This window comes from Streptomyces sp. NPDC104381, from assembly GCF_055583745.1.
Genome location: NZ_JBVJNK010000002.1, coordinates 208556 through 226855 on the forward strand (window position 1 = coordinate 208556; position 18300 = coordinate 226855).

General features: G+C 71.9%; 14 protein-coding genes. 7 read left to right on the plus strand and 7 right to left on the minus strand.

What is annotated here, in order from left to right; genetic code table 11:
- Positions 1–35: 35 nt before the first annotated feature.
- From ACZ607_RS05960 to ACZ607_RS05970, 3 genes are all read right to left on the minus strand, one after another.
- Positions 36–1379, minus strand: a complete 1344-nt coding sequence (locus ACZ607_RS05960; protein ID WP_469732179.1) for a M20/M25/M40 family metallo-hydrolase — start codon at positions 1377–1379, stop codon at positions 36–38.
- On the minus strand, positions 1372–2205 hold the full coding sequence (locus tag ACZ607_RS05965) for a M55 family metallopeptidase (protein WP_469732181.1): 834 nt from the start codon (positions 2203–2205) through the stop codon (positions 1372–1374). The genes ACZ607_RS05960 and ACZ607_RS05965 overlap by 8 nt, the downstream gene beginning before the upstream one ends.
- 177 nt (positions 2206–2382) lie before the next feature.
- Entirely contained in the window at positions 2383–3384 is a 1002-nt protein-coding gene (locus ACZ607_RS05970; protein WP_469732183.1) for an aldo/keto reductase, read from the minus strand.
- A gap of 124 nt (positions 3385–3508) precedes the next feature.
- Between ACZ607_RS05970 and ACZ607_RS05975 the strand changes: the two genes are divergently transcribed.
- On the plus strand, positions 3509–4396 hold the full coding sequence (locus tag ACZ607_RS05975) for a LysR family transcriptional regulator (protein ID WP_469732185.1): 888 nt from the start codon (positions 3509–3511) through the stop codon (positions 4394–4396).
- A gap of 200 nt (positions 4397–4596) precedes the next feature.
- Here ACZ607_RS05975 and ACZ607_RS05980 read toward each other — a convergent pair whose 3' ends face one another.
- Complete coding sequence (locus ACZ607_RS05980) at positions 4597–5604, minus strand: chitinase (protein ID WP_469732187.1); 1008 nt, start codon at positions 5602–5604, stop codon at positions 4597–4599.
- A 294-nt stretch (positions 5605–5898) separates the two neighbouring features.
- Between ACZ607_RS05980 and ACZ607_RS05985 the strand changes: the two genes are divergently transcribed.
- Genes ACZ607_RS05985 through ACZ607_RS05995 form a run of 3 tightly spaced genes read left to right on the plus strand, consistent with a single transcriptional unit; the run spans position 5899 to position 9667 of the window.
- On the plus strand, positions 5899–6345 hold the full coding sequence (locus ACZ607_RS05985) for a hypothetical protein (RefSeq protein ID WP_469732189.1): 447 nt from the start codon (positions 5899–5901) through the stop codon (positions 6343–6345).
- Complete coding sequence (locus ACZ607_RS05990; protein WP_469732191.1) at positions 6345–8594, plus strand: bifunctional polysaccharide deacetylase/glycosyltransferase family 2 protein; 2250 nt, start codon at positions 6345–6347, stop codon at positions 8592–8594. Before ACZ607_RS05985 ends, ACZ607_RS05990 begins: the two co-directional genes overlap by 1 nt.
- Entirely contained in the window at positions 8594–9667 is a 1074-nt protein-coding gene (locus ACZ607_RS05995; RefSeq protein WP_469732193.1) for an acyltransferase family protein, read from the plus strand. The genes ACZ607_RS05990 and ACZ607_RS05995 overlap by 1 nt, the downstream gene beginning before the upstream one ends.
- A 56-nt stretch (positions 9668–9723) precedes the next feature.
- Here the strand turns inward: ACZ607_RS05995 and ACZ607_RS06000 are convergent, their stop codons facing one another.
- Positions 9724–12192: an MFS transporter gene (locus tag ACZ607_RS06000; protein ID WP_469732195.1), complete on the minus strand. Its 2469-nt coding sequence runs from the start codon at positions 12190–12192 to the stop codon at positions 9724–9726.
- A 200-nt stretch (positions 12193–12392) separates the two neighbouring features.
- Positions 12393–12836, minus strand: a complete 444-nt coding sequence (locus ACZ607_RS06005; protein WP_469732197.1) for an SRPBCC family protein — start codon at positions 12834–12836, stop codon at positions 12393–12395.
- Positions 12837–12983: 147 nt separating this feature from the next.
- Here ACZ607_RS06005 and ACZ607_RS06010 point away from each other — a divergent pair, with 147 nt between their 5' ends.
- From ACZ607_RS06010 to ACZ607_RS06020, 3 genes are all read left to right on the plus strand, one after another.
- Positions 12984–14033 carry an Rv2578c family radical SAM protein gene (locus tag ACZ607_RS06010; protein WP_469732199.1) on the plus strand — a complete coding sequence of 350 codons (1050 nt, stop codon included), beginning with the start codon at positions 12984–12986 and terminating at the stop codon, positions 14031–14033.
- 126 nt (positions 14034–14159) lie between these two features.
- Positions 14160–15752 carry an alpha/beta hydrolase gene (locus ACZ607_RS06015; RefSeq protein WP_469732200.1) on the plus strand — a complete coding sequence of 531 codons (1593 nt, stop codon included), beginning with the start codon at positions 14160–14162 and terminating at the stop codon, positions 15750–15752.
- Positions 15753–15900: 148 nt separating this feature from the next.
- Complete coding sequence (locus tag ACZ607_RS06020) at positions 15901–17457, plus strand: oxidoreductase (protein WP_469732202.1); 1557 nt, start codon at positions 15901–15903, stop codon at positions 17455–17457.
- Positions 17458–17527: 70 nt separating this feature from the next.
- Here ACZ607_RS06020 and ACZ607_RS06025 read toward each other — a convergent pair whose 3' ends face one another.
- Positions 17528–18100 carry an adenylosuccinate lyase gene (locus ACZ607_RS06025; protein ID WP_469732203.1) on the minus strand — a complete coding sequence of 191 codons (573 nt, stop codon included), beginning with the start codon at positions 18098–18100 and terminating at the stop codon, positions 17528–17530.
- Positions 18101–18300 lie beyond the last annotated feature (200 nt).

The following is an 18300-nucleotide window of genomic DNA, read 5'->3' on the forward strand; positions in this document are numbered from 1 at the left end:
GGTCGATTCCCCCTCTTCGGTCGGACGTTCGGGTGTCAGGCGCTGCGCAGGAAGTGGTCCAGGACCCGGACGCCGAAGTGCAGGGCGTCGACCGGGACCCGCTCGTCGACGCCGTGGAACAGCGCCTGGTAGTCGAAGCCGACGGGCAGCTTCAGCGGCGAGTAGCCGTAGCCGGTGATGCCCAGACGCGAGAACTGCTTGGCGTCCGTGCCGCCCGACATGCAGTACGGGACGACATGGGCACCCGGGTCGAACAGCTCGATGGCCTCGCGCATCTTCGCGTACGTCGGCGAGTCGACCGGGGCCTCCAGAGGGATCTCGCGGTGCTGGAACTCCCAGTGGACGCCGGGCCCGGTCAGCCGGTCCAGGGTCGCGTGGAACTCGTCCTCGCCGCCGGGCACCATGCGTCCGTCGATCTGGGCGGTGGCGTGGCCCGGGATCACGTTGACCTTGTAACCGGCGTCCAGCATCGTCGGGTTGGTGCTGTTGCGCACGGTCGGCTCGATCAGTGCGGCGGCCGGTCCCAGCTTGCCCAGCAGCTCGTCCACGTCGAATCCGGGGGCGTCGAGGTCGACGCGGATGTGGTGGAGTGCGGCGATCTCCACGATCGCGGCCCGCACCGTCGGGGTCAGCCGGACCGGCCAACGGTGCTCACCGATGCGGGCGACGGCCGCCGCGAGCCTGCTGACGGCGTTGGCCCGGTTGACCTTGGAGCCGTGGCCCGCCTTGCCCTCGGCGGTCAGCTTCAGCCAGCCCGTCCCGCGCTCCCCCGCCGCGACGGGATAGAGCGACATGCCGGGCCCGGCATGGAAGGTGAAGGCCCCGGACTCGCTGATGCCCTCCGTGCAGCCCTCGAAGAGCCCGGGGTGCCGGTCGGCGAGGAAGCCCGCGCCGTCGTGCGCGCTGGCCTCCTCGTCGGCGGTGTAGGCGATGACGATGTCACGGCGCGGGCGCACGCCCGCGCGCGCCCAGGCCCGGACGACGGCGAGGATCATCGCGTCCATGTTCTTCATGTCGATGGCGCCGCGCCCCCAGACGACACCGTCGCGCACCTCGCCGGAGAACGGGTGGACGGTCCAGTCGTCCGGCATGGCGGGCACCACGTCGAGGTGACCGTGCACCAGGAGCGCGTCCGCCGACGGGTCCGTGCCGGCGATCCGGGCGACGACGTTGGTCCGTCCCGGTGTGCGCTCCAGGAGGGCGGGTTCGAGTCCGGCGTCCGCCAGCCGCTCGGCGACGTACTCGGCGGCCGGCCGCTCCCGGCAGGTGCCGTCACCGCGGTTGGTGGTGTCGATGCGGATCAGCTCGGAGGTGAACGTCACCGACTCGTCGAGCGCGCGCTCGTCGACCGGTCCGGTGGGGTTGTCCGCCTCAGCCATACTGCTCCTCCACGGCGGCCGACACGATCGTCGTCACCGCCTTGAATGTGCGAATACCTTCGTACATCGTCCCGCTGGTGTAGACGACACGCCGCTCACCGCTGGGCGCCACGCCGGGGACGACGGTCGCGGCGGCCCCCAGGTGCTCGGCGTCGAACTCCAGCTCCACCGTGTACGAGCCGCTCGTCATGGGTGTGCGGCGCCCGGCCAGCCCGGTCGCGCCGGCGGCGGCCGCCCTGATGTCGGCGGCGGTACGCTCCGGGGTCCGGCAGACGGCGGCGTAGCGCGAGACGTGGTCCTTCACCGCCACCGTACGTGCCTCGGGGGCGTATCCCCTCGCGTCCTCACAGGTCAGGTCGTCGCCCGTGACCAGGATGACGGGGACGCCGTACTCCGCCGCGACATGGGCGTTGAGCAGGCCCTCGCTGGCGCGCACCCCGTTGAGCCAGACCCCGGTGATGGAGTTGGCGAGGTAGGTGTGGGCGAGCACGCCCTCCGTACCGGCGCCCGTGTGGTAGCCGATGAACGCGACGGCGTCGACGTCGCCGTGCTGGATGCCCTCGACCATGGAGAGGGACTTGTGCTTGCCGGTGAGCATCTGGACGCGCTCGTCGAGCTGCTCCAGGAGCAGGTTGCGCATGGTCCAGTGGGCCTCGTTCACGAGGACCTCGTCGGCGCCACCGTCGAAGAAGCCGAGGGCCGCGGCGTTCACGTCGGAGGTGAAGAACGACCGGCACCGCTCCCACTGCGGGGTGCCGGGCAGCACATCGGCCGGCCAGGTCACTCCGGTGGCGCCCTCCATGTCGGCGCTGACGAGGATCTTCACGTGCGCGGTCCTGTCGCTGGTCGGTCGCTCCCCCGCCCGTCGCCGGGAAGAGGATCTTCGTGCCGCATCACGGTACGCGCCGGGACAGCACCGGGCCAGAGCCTTCGTGATCTGTCACTGGTCCAGTCCGGTGAAGCCGTCCGCCGCGCGGGGGCCCGGCGGCGGACGGCAGGGGGGTCAGGGGCGGCCCGTGCCCTTGACCAGCTCGTCGATGCGGGCGAGCTCGTCCTCGGTGAACTCCAGGTTCGCGACCGTCGCCACGCTGTTCTCCAGCTGGGTGACGCTGCTCGCGCCGACCACGGCGGAGGTGACCCGGCCGCCACGCAGCACCCAGGCGAGCGCCAGCTGGGCGAGGGACTGGCCGCGCTCGCGGGCCAGTTCGTTCAGTGCGCCCAGGCGGCTCACCAGGTCCGGGGTGACGGCCTCGGCCGACAGGAAGGGGCTGCTGCCGGCGGCGCGCGATCCCTCCGGGATGCCGTTCAGATAGCGGTCGGAGAGGATGCCCTGCTCCAGCGGGGAGTACGCGATGGACCCGGTGCCGAGCTCGTCCAGGGCGTCCAGCAGTCCGTCCTCGACCCAGCGGTCGAGCATGGAGTAGCGCGGCTGGTGGATGAGGAGGGGGGTGCCGAGCTCGTTCAGGATGCGGGCGGCCTCGCGGGTCTGCTCGGCGGAGTAGTTGGAGACGCCGGCGTAGAGCGCCTTGCCCTGGCGGACGGCCGTGTCGAGCGCGCCCATGGTCTCTTCGAGCGGGGTGTCGGGGTCGAAGCGGTGGGAGTAGAAGATGTCGACGTAGTCGAGGCCGAGGCGCGTAAGGCTCTGGTCCAGCGAGGAGCGCAGGCTCTTGCGGGAGCCCCATTCCCCGTACGGGCCCTCCCACATGTGGTAGCCGGCCTTGGTGGAGATGACGATCTCGTCCCGGAGCCCGGCGAAGTCCGTCTTCAGCGCGCGGCCCATGGCGGTCTCGGCCGAGCCGGGCGGCGGGCCGTAGTTGTTGGCGAGGTCGAAGTGGGTGATCCCGAGGTCGAAGGCCCTGCGCAGGATCTCGCCCTGGCTCTCGGGGGTCCGGTCGCCTCCGAAGTTGTGCCAGAGCCCGAGCGAGAGCGCGGGCAGCAGCAGGCCGCTGCGTCCGGTGCGCCGGTAGGGCATGGCGGTGTAGCGGTCGGCGGACGGAAGGTACATGCGGGCACTCCACGGGGCACGGCGTAGCGCGCCAGGTCTGGTGCGCGTCCTCAAGACTGGCGGAGATCGATCCAGCGGTCCAACAGGAGATTCCGCTGGGATTCATCGGATAGATTGCTCAATCATGGAACTGCGCCAGCTGGAGCACTTCGTCGCGGTCGCCGAGGAGCAGCACTTCACCCGTGCGGCCGAGCGGCTGGCCGTGTCCCAGTCCGGGCTGTCCGCGTCCGTGCGGGCGCTGGAGCACGAGCTGAGGACGCCGCTGTTCAGCCGGACGACGCGTACGGTCCGGCTCACCGAGGCGGGGGCGGCCCTGCTGGTGGAGGCGGAGCGCACGCTGGCGGGGGCCAGGGCGGCGCGGGACGCCGTCGACGCCGTACGGGGGCTGCTGCGGGGGACGCTGACGCTGGGGGTGGAGCAGTGTGTGGCCGGGGTCAGTACGGCGCGGCTGCTCGCGGCCTTCCACCGGGAGCATCCGCACATGGAGATCAGGCTCCGGCAGGAGGGCACGTCCAGCCTGCTGGAGGGTGTGTCCGGCGGCCGGCTGGACCTCGCGTTCGCCGCGACGGTGCACCCTCCGGAGTGGCGCGGTGAGCTGGTGCCGCTGGCGCGGGAGCCCATGGTCCTCCTGTGCGCGCCCGGCCACCGGCTGGCCCGGGAGGGCGCGCGGGTGGCGTGGGACGAGCTGCGCGGTGAGTCGTTCATCGACTTCCACCCGGACTGGGGGCCCAGGCGCGCGGCGGACGGGGCGTTCGCCTCGGCGGGGGCCCGCCGCACGGTGGCGCTGGAGGTCAGCGATGTGCACAGCCTGCTGGAGCTGGTGCACGAGGGCCTCGGGATCGCGGTGGTGCCGCAGCACTTCGCCCGTAAGCCGGAGGCACGAGGCCTGGTGGCGGTGGAGCTGGACGGGGCACATGTCTACGAGAGCGTCGTGGTGCTCCCGCCGGCCCAGGCCATGAGCCCGGGGGCGAAGGCGCTGATGACGCTGGTCCGCGAGGCCCCGCTGCGCTGATCCGGGGGCTGCTTCCGGATGCTGTGCGCGCTAGGGTCTTTCGTTTGGATCAGGCCGGATCAGGGAGCGGGGTCTGGTGCGTGCAGCTGCAAGGCGGAGGATTGAGGCAACGCGGAGCGTTGTTGATTGACGACAACGCCGCAGATGGGCGTGCCAGACCCCGCGAGCCCGGCAAGATCCAAACGAGAGGCCCTAGGCGTTCAGCCGCTCAGTGCCTCGGCGAAGGCGCCCGCCTCCTGGTCGACTCCGCTGCAGGTGTCCGATGCCGTCGTCGCGTCCTCGCCGGAGGCGCACTCCCGGTCGCGGAAGGCCGCCCAGAGGGAGAGCGCGCCGACCCCCTGGCGGGTGGCGAAGGACCGCAGGGACGCGGCGTCGTCGAGGGTGAAGGTCTCGCCCTCGACGTCGTTGACCCCGATCATCACGGTGAGGTGCAGCGCCTTCCACGCGTCGTCCTGCGACAGCCCGAGCAGGTCCACGAGCTGGTCGTGGGCCGCGGTGGCCGCCTGTTCCGCGTAGTCGCCCATGTCGCCGCCGTGGGAGGTGCTGTAGTTCATCGCCATGATGTTGACCGCCGAGATGTCGACACCCTGGTCCACGGCGTCCTGGAGGACGGCGGTCCCGGTGTCCTCCAGCCCCTCGGGCATGACGGGCAGCGTGTAGGTGACGTCGAGGTCGCGCTTCTTCTGGAGCAGGGCGAGCGCCTCGTTGCGGCGGGTGACGGAGGCGGTGTCGGTGAGCGCGTCGCCCTCGATGTCGAAGTCGGCCTTGGTGGCGCCCACGGCGTCGAGTGCCTGGGCGTAGACGTCGGCCAGTTCCTCGGCGCTGTCGCAGGCCAGTGCCGCCTCGATGCCCGCGGCGCCGCCGAAGGAGACGCGCAGGTCCGCCCCGGTGGCGGTGAGCGTGTCGGCGCGGGCCGCGACCGCGTCGCTGCCGATCGCCGTGGTGCCGCCCCACAGGGGGGTGCAGTCCGATGTCCCGGAGGTGGTGACGAAGGCCAGGTTGTACGTGTCGGGGGAGCCCGCGCTGTCGGTGTCGGCTGCCGTCGTGGAGCTCACGTACGGCGTGTACGCGGTCCGCGCGGCCTCCCGTGGAGGCGGCGCGGACCCGTTCGCCTGGTCGGCGACCCCGCCCGTCGAGCAGGCCGAGCAGGCGAGGCCGAGTGCGATCAGCCCGGCGACGGCCGAGGAGACCCGTGTGCGCCTTTGCATGTCGTGTGTGCACCTGCTCTCGGGAAAGGGGTCCGCAACGGCAGCGGGTGCTGCCGGGACACCATGAACCTCTCACACCGGGAGCCCGCGCGAAGCCACAGGAAACTCATGGGAAGCGATGCGCGGCAGCCATGGATCCGGGTCAACTCCCCTGCTGCGAGCGGCCCGAGGAGCACGGGGCGGGCGCGAGAAGACTGGCGCACTCTCAGCGGTCCGACAGGTTGGGGCCCCTTTCACAGCGTGCGGCCAGGAAAGCTCCAGACTTCGCACATCAAGCTTCGCCACCATGCGCACATGCAATCCGACCCCGTCATCGAGAAAGACCCGGCGCCGCGCGGCCGACGCCGGGCACATGCCGGCCCGGCCCGCTCGGCCGAGCGCCGCAGTGCGGCCGGCCGGCCGCAGGAGGGGCCCGTCTTCGTGGACAGCTCCGGGCGCCGGGCCAGGCTGCTGCGCCGCGCCGGCATGCTGCTGGGCGCCGTCTGCGTCGGGTACGCCGGCGTGCTGGGGCTCGCCTTCATGGGCGGCATCTCCCTGACCCCCTCCCAGTTGCTTCCGTTCGACGGCGGCCCGGCCGCCGAGGCCGGCCCGGGCGGCGGGACGCGCCCCGGGTACGGCATGCCGCCGAGCGGTTCCGCTCCCCCGAGCGGGGCGCCCGTACCGCCGGTGTCCGGCGGAGCGACGCCGTCCGGCCAGGCCTCCGCATCGGCCTCGGCCTCGGCATCGGGTGGGGCGAACTGATGGCCTCTTCCCGCCGCAGGCACGCCACGCCCGGCAGGATCGGCCGGGTGGGGCGCCAGGCCGTCCCCCGGCCCCGCGTGGTCATGGCCCTGCTGCTGTTGCTGGGGCTCATCTGCATGATGCTGCTGGACGGCTATCTGCGCGCCGAGATCGGGGACGACCAGCGGATCCGTACGGACGCCTCCGCGGACTCCGTGCCCGACGACGTGCTGGAGGGCGGGCCGATCCTGAGCTTCCCCGGCGGCACCGCCCGCACGCAGTCGGTTCCGGACAGGACCATCGTGCTGACCTTCGACGACGGCCCGGACCCCGAGTGGAGCGACGAGGTCCTGGACATCCTGGACGAGAACGACGTGCCGGGGACGTTCTTCCTGGTCGGCTCGATGATCTCGCGCTATCCGGACGTCGTACGCAGGATGGTCGACGAGGGCAACGAGGTGGGGGTCCACACCTTCACCCATGTCGACCTCTCCTACCAGAGCGAGGCGCGCGTCAAGCGGGAGATCGCCCAGACACAGCTGGCCCTCGCGGGAGCGGCCGGCATCACGACGACGCTGTTCCGCGCGCCGTACTCCTCGAAGACCGACGCGATCGACGACTACAGCTGGCCCGTCTACGAACGTCTCGGCGCGATGGGCTACACCAGCGTCTTCATCGACACCGACAGCGAGGACTGGCAGCAGCCGGGTGTCTCCAAGATCATCAAGTGGGCGACCCCGAAGGACGGCGAGGGCGCGTCGGTGCTCTTCCACGACGCGGGAGGCGACCGCTCCGAGACGCTGGAGGCGCTGCCGAAGTACATCAAGAAGATGAAGGCGAAGGGCTACACCTTCACCACCGTCAGCGGTGCCCAGCAGCAGGACGCGTCCGCCACCGGGGAGGACGGGGCCGACACCGACGCCGCCGTGCCGCCCGGTCCCGCGCAGGCGGGCGGTGGCCAGGGCACCACCGAACAGGCCGCCCACCGCAAGGCGGACACCGCGAGCCTCTGGGAGGGCCGCGCCCTGCTGGCGGCCGTCGCCGTCGCGGAGTGGGCGGTGCCCGGCCTCGCGACGCTGCTGGGGGTCGTCGGGGTGGCCGTCATCGGCCGGTTCGGGATGATGCTCCTGCTCGCCCGGCGCCACTACCGGCAGCGCAACAGACGCCGGTTCAGCTGGGGTCCGGAGGTGACCGAGCCGGTCAGTGTGATCGTCCCCGCGTACAACGAGAAGGAGTGCATCGCCAGTACGCTCAACTCCCTTGCCGCCAGCACCCACCCGATCGAGATCGTGGTCGTCGACGACGGGTCGACCGACGGCACCGCGGAGATCGCCGAATCGCTCGGCCTGCCCAACGTCCGGGTGATCCGGCAGGAGAACGCGGGCAAGCCGGCGGCGCTCAACAACGGTGTGCGGCAGGCGCGTCACGACATCGTCGTGATGATGGACGGCGACACCGTCTTCGAGCCCGACGCGGTGCACCAGCTCGTCCAGCCGTTCGCCGAACCGGGGATCGGCGCGGTCGCGGGCAACGCGAAGGTCGGCAACCGCTCCACGATGATCGGCGCCTGGCAGCACATCGAGTACGTGATGGGCTTCAACCTGGACCGCAGGATGTACGACCTGCTGGGCTGCATGCCGACCATCCCCGGTGCCATCGGGGCCTTCCGCCGCCAGGCGGTGCTGGAGGCCGGCGGGATGAGCGAGGACACGCTGGCCGAGGACACCGACATCACCATCGCGCTCCACCGCGCGGGCTGGCGCGTCGTCTACGCCGAGCACGCCCGCGCCTGGACCGAGGCGCCCGCGTCGATCGGCCAGTTGTGGCGCCAGCGCTACCGCTGGAGCTACGGCACCATGCAGGCGCTGTGGAAGCACCGCCGGTCCGTCACCGACCGGGGCCCCTCCGGGCGCTTCGGCCGGATCGGGATGCCGCTCGTCGTCCTCTTCCAGATCGTGACCCCGGTGTTCGCGCCGCTCATCGACGTCTTCACCGTGTACGCGATGCTGTTCGTGGACTTCCGTGCCTCGCTGCTGGCCTGGCTGGCGGTCCTCGCCGTGCAGCTGTTCTGTGCGGCGTACGCCTTCCGGCTCGACCGGGAGAAGTACAGGTACCTGCTGATGCTGCCCCTCCAGCAGCTCGCCTACCGGCAGTTGATGTATCTGGTGCTGATCCACTCCTGCGTCACCGCCGCGACCGGCGGCCGGCTCCGCTGGCAGAAACTGAAACGCACCGGTGAGGTGGGCACGCCCCACGTGGGTGCGTCGTAGTGGCGGGGGCCCACCGCAGGGCGGCGGCCGCGCCGTCCCCGTCGGCGGTGGCGGGGACCGGCCGTGACCGCTCCTTCGACGTGCTGCGGGCCGTGGCGCTCGTCCGGGTGGTGACGTACCACACCTTCGGGTGGCCGTGGCTGGGGTACGTCTTCCCGTCCATGGGCGTGATGTTCGCGCTCGCCGGGTCGCTCATGGCCCGCTCGCTGGAGCGGCCCGCGGCGGGGGTGCTCCGCAGCAGGCTCCGGCGGTTGCTGGTCCCGGTGTGGCTGTTCGGCCTCGTCCTCGGGGTGGCGATGCTCCTGCACGGCTGGGTGCCGGGCCCTGACGTGCTGCTGTGGGTGCTGCCGGTCGGCGATCCGCCCGGTGACGCGTGGGGTGAGCAGGCGTGGGCGGTGCTCTGGTACCTGCGCGCGTACCTGTGGTTCGTGCTGCTGTCTCCGCTGCTGCTGCGCGTCTTCCGGCTGGCGCCCCTCCCGGTGCTCGCCCTGTCCCTGGTGCCCGTCGTGGTGCTGGAGACGGTGACCGGCGTGCCGGAGGGCCGGCTGGGGAGCGCGCTCAGTGACGCCTCGGTGTTCCTGTTCTGCTGGCTGCTGGGCTTCGCACACCGCGACGGGGTGCTCGACCGGCTGCGCGCGCCCCAGGTGGTGGCGGCCGTGGTGCCGTTGATGGCCGTCGGGGGCTGGTGGGCCGTGGGGCACCCGGTGGACGGAGTGTCGGACCTGGACGACATCCCGCTCGCGCAGGCGCTCTGGTCGGCGGGGTTCGTGCTGCTCCTGCTGCGCTTCCGGCCCCGCTTCGACGGACTCGTACGCCGTCCGGTGGCCGACCGGGTCGTCACGGTGTTCAACGCCCGGGCGGTGACGGTGTACCTCTGGCACGAGGTGGCGTTGATGGTCTCGGTTCCGCTCATCGATCTGATGTGGGAGGTACCGGCGCTGGAGGAGCGTCTGCCGCTCGACAGCCCGTGGTGGCAGTTCGGTGTCGCGTGGGTGCTGATCGCCGTGGCCGTGGTGTGCTTCGGCTGGGTCGAGGACGTCGCGGCGAGGCGGAGGCCCCGGCTGCTGCCGTGAAGGCCCGGGGGGGTGCGGACGCCGACGTCCGCACACCCCGCGGAATTGACGTCTCGTCAGTCCTCGTGGCCCAGCTGGAGGTCGCGTTCGGTGCGCCCGCCTCCGGGGAGCTGGAGCACGGTGGCGACCGGCGGATAGCCGGCGGCGATCACCGTGTACTCGCCGGTCGACAGGTCCACGAAGCGGAACGCCCCGTCGGCCCCCGTGGTCAGGGTGTCGACGACGTTGCCCGCCGCGTCCAGCAGCGTGACCCTCGCGTCCTCGACGGCCCGCCCGCCGGGGGCGCGTACGACCCCGCGCAGCACGGCGCCGCCCGCCAGCTCGATGTCCTGCCGGGTCTCCCGGGCGGCCTGCACGCTGACCGGGAGGGCGGCGGGGCGGAAGGCAGGGGCACTGGCCGCGAGGGTGTACTCGCCGGCGACCAGTTCGCTGATGACGTAGGCGCCTTCGCGTCCCGTGCGGGTGGTCGCGACGACCTCGCCCCGTACGTCGGTGAGCGTGACCGCCGCGTCCCGGACGGGGGCGCCGTCGGGTGTGAGGACCGCACCGGCGAGCCGCCCCGCCCCGCCGAGGACCACGTCCAGGTCCACCGGCCGGTCGCTGACCGTGACGCTGACGGCCTGCGGCTGGTGCCCGCCCGCAGCGGCGATCAGCACATAGGCACCGGCCGCGGGGGCGCTCAGCGCGTACTGTCCGTCGTCGCCGCTCGCTCCCCGTCCGACCTGCCGTCCCTGGCCGTCGATGAGGGTGAGCGCGGCCCGCCCCACGGTCGTACCGTCGGGGTGCTGGACACGTCCGGTCACCGGGAGCCCCGGGAGCGGGCCGGGCTGCGGCGGGCCGGGGTCGGTGCGGGCGGCGGGGATCGTGGAGTGCGCCGCGGCCGGGTCGGGGGCCGTCTGCGGGGTGTGGTGGGACACCAGCGGTTTCTCCTTGAGGAAGAAGGCGAGGAAGAGGCCGAGCAGAAGCACCGGCACCAGGTAGAGGAAGATCCGCGGCATGGCGTCGGCGTACGCCTGGATGTAGGCGTCGCGCAGTGCGGGCTCCATGGTGTGGACGAGCTGCGGGGTGATCGACTCGGCGTCGGGCAGGTCGGCGCCCGAGGGCAGCCGCACCCCGAGCGCGTCCGCGAGCCGTCCCGCGAAGAGGGTGCCGAAGATCGCGGCCCCGACGCTGCCGCCGATCTGCCGGAAGTAGTTGTGGGCGCTGGTGGCGGTGCCGAGGTCGGAGGGGCGTACGGAGTTCTGCACGGCCAGCACCAGGACGGACATGACGAGGCCGATGCCGATACCGAGGACGGCCTGCCAGATGCCGTACTCCAGCGGCGAGGTGTCCGTGTCGAGGAGGGAGAGCAGCCACATGCCGACGGTCGACACGGCTCCGCCGACCAGCGGGTAGACGCGGTAGCGGCCGGTACGGGAGACCAGCTGTCCGGAGACGACGGAGGCGATGACGATGCCGCCCATCATCGGGAGCATCAGCAGCCCCGACTCGGTGGCGGAGACGCCCTCGACCATCTGGAGGTACGTCGGCAGATAGCTGGCGGCCCCGAAGAGCGCGACGCCGACGACCGCGCCGACCAGCGAGGTGACGTTGAAGACCGAGTCGCGGAACAGGCGCAGCGGGATGACGGGTTCGGCGGCGCGGTGCTCGACGACGAGGAAGAGCAGGGTCGTTCCGGCGGCCCCGGCGGCGAGTCCCAGGATGGTGCGCGAGCCCCAGGCGTACTCGGTGCCGCCCCAGCTGGTGAGCAGCACCAGGCAGGTCGACGCGGCGGCCAGCAGCAGGGCCCCCAGCACGTCGAGGCGGGGGCGGACGGTCGGCTTGGGGAGTTTCAGGACGAGCGCGATGACGGCGAGGGTGACGAGGCCGAACGGCACGTTGATGTAGAAGCACCAGCGCCAGGAGGCGTGGTCGGTGAAGAAGCCGCCGAGGAGCGGTCCTGCCACCGAGGCCAGGCCGAAGACCGCCCCGATGAGGCCCATGTAGCGGCCGCGTTCCCTGGAGGGGACGATGTCGGCGATGATCGCCTGGACGCCGATCATCAGTCCGCCGCCGCCGATGCCCTGGACGGCGCGGAAGGCGATGAGCTCGTCCATGGTGCGGGACCAGCCCGCGAGGGCGGAGCCGATCACGAAGACGACGATCGCGAACTGGAAGACGCCCTTGCGGCCGAAGAGGTCGCCGAGCTTCCCGTAGATCGGCAGGCCGATCGTGGAGGCGAGCAGATAGGCGGTGACCGCCCAGGACATCTTGTCCAGGCCGTGCAGCTCACCGACGATCTTCGGCAGGGCGGTGGCGACGATCATCTGGTCGAGCGCCGCGAGCAGCAGGGTGAGCATCAGCCCGAGGAAGACCAGCCGGATCCTGCGGGGGCTGATCTCGTCCGGCGGTGCGGGCGGCCCGGCGGCGGACGGTGGAGGGGGTGGCTCGGACTTCAACGCGACACCGGGCTCCACCCAGGTCCCGGGCACCCCGTACTCCGTACCTCCCGGCTCGTCCTCCACCAGGGTGATCCCACCCACCACGTAACGCTCCCCTCGTCGCAGCTGCGCCGCCCATTTGTCGCACCAGGCGGCAAGGCGGGGCAAACGCGACCAGGCGCACGCAGGGCGCACTCGGAGGGCTTATGCGCCGGTGGGAGGCGTTGCGGCGCACAACCGGCCACCCCGGAAAACCACTCGTTCCGGTGAGGCCGGCCGTGACGCCAACAGGGGGTTGTGCAGGGTTACTTCTCGACCTCGCCGGCGAGGTTCTGCAGCAGTTCGTCGTAGATCCGGCCGAGCCCCTTGGGCGCGAACGTCTTCTCGAAGAACCCGCCGATGCCGCCGGCGCCGTTCCACACGGTGGTGACGACGGCCTTGGACTTCCCCTCACCGGCGGGGGTGACGGTCCAGGTGGTGACCATCGAGGAGTTGCGGTCCTTCTCGACCAGCCGGCCGTCGGTGGGCTCGGTGACCTCCAGCAGGCAGTCACGGATCCGCTTGCTCGTCGCCTGGAGCTTCCAGTGGACGAGGGTGCCTTCGCCGTCTCCGCCCTCGCGCACCTCGTACTCGCTGAAGTGCCCGGTCAGCACCTTGCCCCGGACCTCCTTGTAGTCGGCCAGCGCATCGAACACCGTCTCTGCGTCCGCCGCGATGATCCGCTCTGTCGTGGCCTCGACCTGCGCCATGCCTGCTCCTCCACCACTCGGTTGTTCGGGGTGCTGTGAGCCAACCACCTCGGGTACGGCGCCTCAAAATCGGGACCCGCGCTCCGCCGCGCACGATCAAGGGAACACATGTTCTATTCTCTGCGGAGTGCTACCAAGGAGGCGTTCATGCGCTGGGACAATCTGGCAGAGAACACCACAGAAGCGGGCAACGGTGCGCTCTTCGCCGCGGACGCGGTGACGACGCGCACCTTCGACACCCCCGAATTCCGGGGCATCACCTTCCATGAGATCCGGGCCCGCTCGATCGTGAACCGGGTGCCCGGGGCGTCGCGCATGCCGTTCGAATGGACCGTGAACCCGTACCGCGGCTGCACCCACGCGTGTGTGTACTGCTTCGCCCGCAAGACCCACAGCTATCTGGACCTGGACACCGGCCTCGGATTCGACTCCCAGATCGTCGTCAAGGTCAACGCCGCCGAGCTGCTGGGCCGCCATCTGGCCTCCCGCCAGTGGCACGGCCAGCACATCGCGATGGGCACGAACGTCGACTGCTACCAGCGGGCCGAGGGCCGCTACCGGCTGATGCCCGGCATCATCACGGCCCTGCGCGACCACGCGAACCCCTTCTCCATCCTCACGAAGGGCACGCTGATCCTGCGCGACCTCGACCTCCTGCGGCAGGCCGCCGAGGTCACCGAGGTCGGCGTCTCCGTCTCGGTCGGGTTCACCGACCCCGAGCTGTGGCGCACGGTCGAGCCGGGCACTCCCTCCCCCGAACGCCGCCTCGACGTCGTCCGCGCCATGACGGACAACGGGATCGGCTGCGGTGTGCTGATGGCCCCGGTCATCCCCTTCCTCGGCGACCACCCCGACCAGCTGCGCGCCACGGTCCGCGCCATCGCCGCCGCCGGGGCGACGTCGGTGACCCCGCTCGTCCTGCATCTGCGGCCGGGCGCCCGCGAGTGGTTCATGCGGTGGGTCGCGCGGCACCATCCGCACCTGGTGCGCCGGTACGAGCGGATGTACGCGGACGGGGCGTACGCGCCGACCTGGTACCAGCGCTCCATCACCCGCCGGGTCCACGAGCTCGCGGCCGAGTTCGGCATCGGCCCTGCCGACCGGGGCGGCGCCCGCCGCATCGACCGCGAGGCCGGGACCGGGCCGGCCCCGGCCGGCGACCACGCGCCCGGCCCCACCCAGCTGACCCTGCTCTGACCGCACCGGTCTCCCTGCCCGAACGGGTCAACTCTCGACGACAGGTGTCCTCCCCCGCCCCGATCCGGGAAGCATGCGGCCGGGGCTGTGCCACCCACAGCCGCGATCCCCGACACGGGAGGCCCTATGACGAAACGTGCAGGAATTCTGGTAGCCGTCGGCGCCACGGTCGCCGGACTGGTGACCGCCGCGCCGTCCACCGCGTCCACCACGCCCGCCGGGACGGGCGCGACCGCCCCACGCGCCGCCGCGCCGCTCAAGTGGAAGGCCTGCGGGACGAAGACGTATCCGGCCCTTCAGTGCTCGACCGTCCGCGCACCGCTCGATCATGACAACCCGTCGGGTCAGCAGGTCACGCTCGCCCTCTCCCGGATCCCGCACACGGCGAAGACCTCGCAGGGCCCCCTGCTGGTCAACCCCGGCGGCCCCGGCGGCAGCGGGCTCTCCATGGCGGGCTTCGTGGCGTCCTCGCTGCCGGCGAAGCTCGCCGCGCAGTACGACGTGATCGGGTTCGACCCGCGCGGGGTCGGGAAGAGCACCCCGGCCCTGGACTGCGTGCCGAAGTACTTCGAGCCCGTACGCCCCGACACCGTGCCGGACTCCGACGAGGCGGAGAGGACCGCCCGCAACCGCGCGGCGTCCTTCGCCACCGCGTGCGGCGAGAAGCACGGCGACCTGCTGCCGTACATGGACACCGTCAGCGCGGCGAAGGACCTCGACGTCATCCGCCGGGCGCTGGCCGCCCCGCAGATCAACTACTTCGGCTACTCGTACGGCACCTATCTGGGCGCGGTCTACGCCAAGCTGTTCCCCGAGCGCGTGCGCCGGCTGGTGCTGGACTCGGTCGTCGACCCGGACGGTGTCTGGTACGAGGACAACCTCGGCCAGGACCACGCGTTCGACGCCCGCCACAAGGCGTTCGCCGCCTGGGTCGCGAAGAACGACGCCACGTACGAGCTGGGCAAGGACCCGGCCGGGGTGGAAGCCGCGTGGTACCGGATGCGCGACGCGGTGAAGGAGCACCCCGCGGCGGGCAAGGTCGGTCCGGCCGAGCTGGAGGACACCTTCCTGCCGGGCGGTTACTACGACGGTTACTGGCCGAGGCTGGCCGAGACGTTCGCGGCGTACGTGAACGACGGGGACCAGGAGGCCCTCGCGACCGCGTACGAGGACTTCGCCGCCGTCGACAGCAGCGGCGACAACGGGTACTCCGTGTACGCCGCCGTGCAGTGCCGCGACGCGGGCTGGCCGCAGACCTGGAGCACCTGGCGCGACGACACCTGGGCGGCGCACCGCAAGTCGCCCTTCATGGCCTGGAACAACACCTGGTACAACGCCCCGTGCGCCACCTGGCCGGTGGAGCCGCTGGAGCCCGTGCGGGTCGACAACGACGACATCCCGCCCGCGCTGATCTTCCAGGCCACCGACGACGCGGCCACACCGTACGAGGGCGGCGTCACCATGAGCCGCGGGCTCACGGGCTCCTCCCTCGTCGTCGAGCAGGGCGGCGGCAACCACGGCATCACCCTGAGCGGCAACGACTGCCTGGACGCCCATCTGATCGCCTACCTGACGGACGGCACCACCCCGAAGGGCGGCGCCGGAGGCGCGGACGCGGTCTGCGACGCCCTGCCGGAACCGAAGCCGGCGCCCGCGACGAAGGCGGGCGCGAACATGAAGGGCAGGACGTTGCACGGCCTGCTCGGCTTCCGCGGCTGATCTCCGGCCGAGAAATGCCGGGCCCCGCGCCGGGGGCGTACGCAAGGGTGGACCGCGTGACCTCGCGCCCCACCCCCGCGTACGCCCCCGGCGCCGTCCCCTCCCGGAGTGAGCCGCTTCCCGAAGGGCGGATCACTAAGCTGCACGGGTGCTCACATACGACGAACTGACCTCACCGGAGCGTGAGTTGTGGGACGCGTTCCCCGAGGGGCGCCGTGTCGACCTGCGTACGGGAGCCGCGCGGACCGACCGTGTCGCCGAGGGTGTGGGGTGGGGCGCAGGGCGGACCGTCAGGGCCGCCGTGATCGTGGTGCTCCTCCAGGGCGCGAACACCGCGCAGCCGGGTGCCGTCGCGTGTCTGAGGCTCACCGGGGCGCGGATATCCGGGCACCTCGACCTGGCCGGCGCTCAGATCGCTCATGCTCTCTGGTTCGAGGACTGCTGGTTCGACGAGGGCGTGGACCTCTTCGGGGCGTCGGCCCAGTCGATCGCGATCGTGGGCAGCCGGGTGCCGGGCGTGGAAGCCGGTTCGATCCGCATGGAGGGCCGCCTCGACCTGCGGCGTTCCCGGCTGGAGAGCGGTTCCGCCTCGCCCTTCCACCGCAGGGACACCGCCTTGTCGCTCATCAACGCGCGGGTGAACGGTGCCGTGAACCTCAACGGCACCGAGATCCTCGCGCCCGGGGAATGGGCGGTGTCAGCCGGCGGCCTGGTCGGGGAGGGCGGTGTCTACTGCCAGGACGGATTCGTCGCGCACGGTGAGATCCGCCTCATGGGGGCGCAGTTGCCGGGCGGACTGCACATGAGGGGCGCACTCCTGGAACGCCCCGGCCCGCGTGGGGCGGCGCTCACCCTGGACAACGCCGTGGCCTCGACGCTCGACCTCTCCGACGGGTTCGTCGCGAACGGGACCGTACGGCTGCGAGGTGCCCGGATCTCGGACAGCCTGACCTTCGCCGGAGCCGTCCTGAACGGGCCGCCCGACGGCCACGGCCCGACACTGGCCGGCTCGTTGATGCAGGCCGTCGAGTTCGACTTCAGCCCTGCCCGGCCACCGTCCGGCATCGTGGACCTGCGGGGCGCGCAGGTGTCCTACCTCCACGACCACGAGCACAGCTGGCCGGCGGTGGTGGAACTGGACGGCTTCGTCTACGGCTCCATCAGGGTGGCCGAGGCCGGCGAGCGGCGCGAGGCGGTGGGGCAGCGGAACTCGGTGGCCCATCGCGTGGCGTGGATACGACGCGGCCCGGGCTACAGCCCCCAGCCCTACGAGCAGTTGGCGGGCTGGTACCGGAAGGCCGGCCACGACGACGACGCCCGCCGCGTACTCCTGGCCAAACAGCGCCACCGGCGTCGCACCCTGCCCCCGGCCGCCCGTGTGTGGGGGCATCTGCTCGACGTGACCGTCGGCTACGGCTACCGCCCCTGGCTGGCCGGCGTCTGGCTCCTCGTGCTGGCCTCGCTGGGGACGCTGTCCTTCGGCACCCACTCACCGGCCCCGGTCAAACAGGACGAGGGCACGCCGTTCCAGCCTCTCGTCTACACACTCGACCTCTTGATCCCCATCGGTGGTCTGGGGCAGCGCACGGCCTGGTACTGGACCGACGGCGGTCTCCAGTGGCTGGCCTACCTGCTGATCGCCCTCGGCTGGGTTCTGACGACCGCCGTCGTCGCGGGTGTCACCCGCACCCTGCAGAAGAACTAGGGCGTGCGTGCCAGGCCTCGCCGGGCAGGCGGGACTCCCGGAACGCGCCCTGGCGGGCGGCGGCCGACGCTCACCCCGCCCCCAGCCGGCTGAGCGCCTCCGCCGCCGCGTCGCCGAGTCGGGGGTGCGGCAGTGCGGCCTCCAGGACCGGGCGGGCCCTGGCGTCGGCCAGGGTTCCCAGGCCCTCGACGCAGGCCAGGGCCACGCGCCAGTGCGGTTCCTCGGGGGTGAGCAGGCGGGACAGGGTGGTCATCAGCGCGGGCGCGGATTCGGGGGCGCGCAGTGCGGTCAACAGGCGGACCGGGTGCAGGGCGTAGGCCGTCCGCAGGCCGTTGGTGGCGAGCGCCGCCGCGGCTCGGGGGGTCCGTGGGTCACCGAGGAGCAGCAGGGCGTACGCGGCGGAGACGCAGCGCTCGGGGTCACGGTGGTTGAGCAGCAGCACCAGCGCCTCGAAGGCCCGGCGGTCGCCGCGGCAGCCGAGGCGGAACGCCGCCATCTCCCGGGCCCAGAGGGGGCGTTCGCGTTCGACGAGGACCCCGGCCAGCTCCTCGTCGTCCTCGGTGGCCAGAAGCCGCTGGAGGACGTCCGGGTCATCCGCCTCGTGCGCGAGCCGGTCGGTCAGCGAGCGGAACTCCTCATTCATGACGGTGAGTTTATCGACGGACACGCATGGTGTGCGGCGAACTGTGTGCCAGCGCACAAGCGCCCAGGGCTGGCGCGCTCGTTACTCGCCGGTTAAGCTCAGGTGAGCGGGACACACTCCCCGCCGGCTCCGGTGGCCTGGTGACGCAGCCACCCGGAGTGCTTGTCGGTTCGGCAGTTCGTGAGACGTGGCTCCGGGAC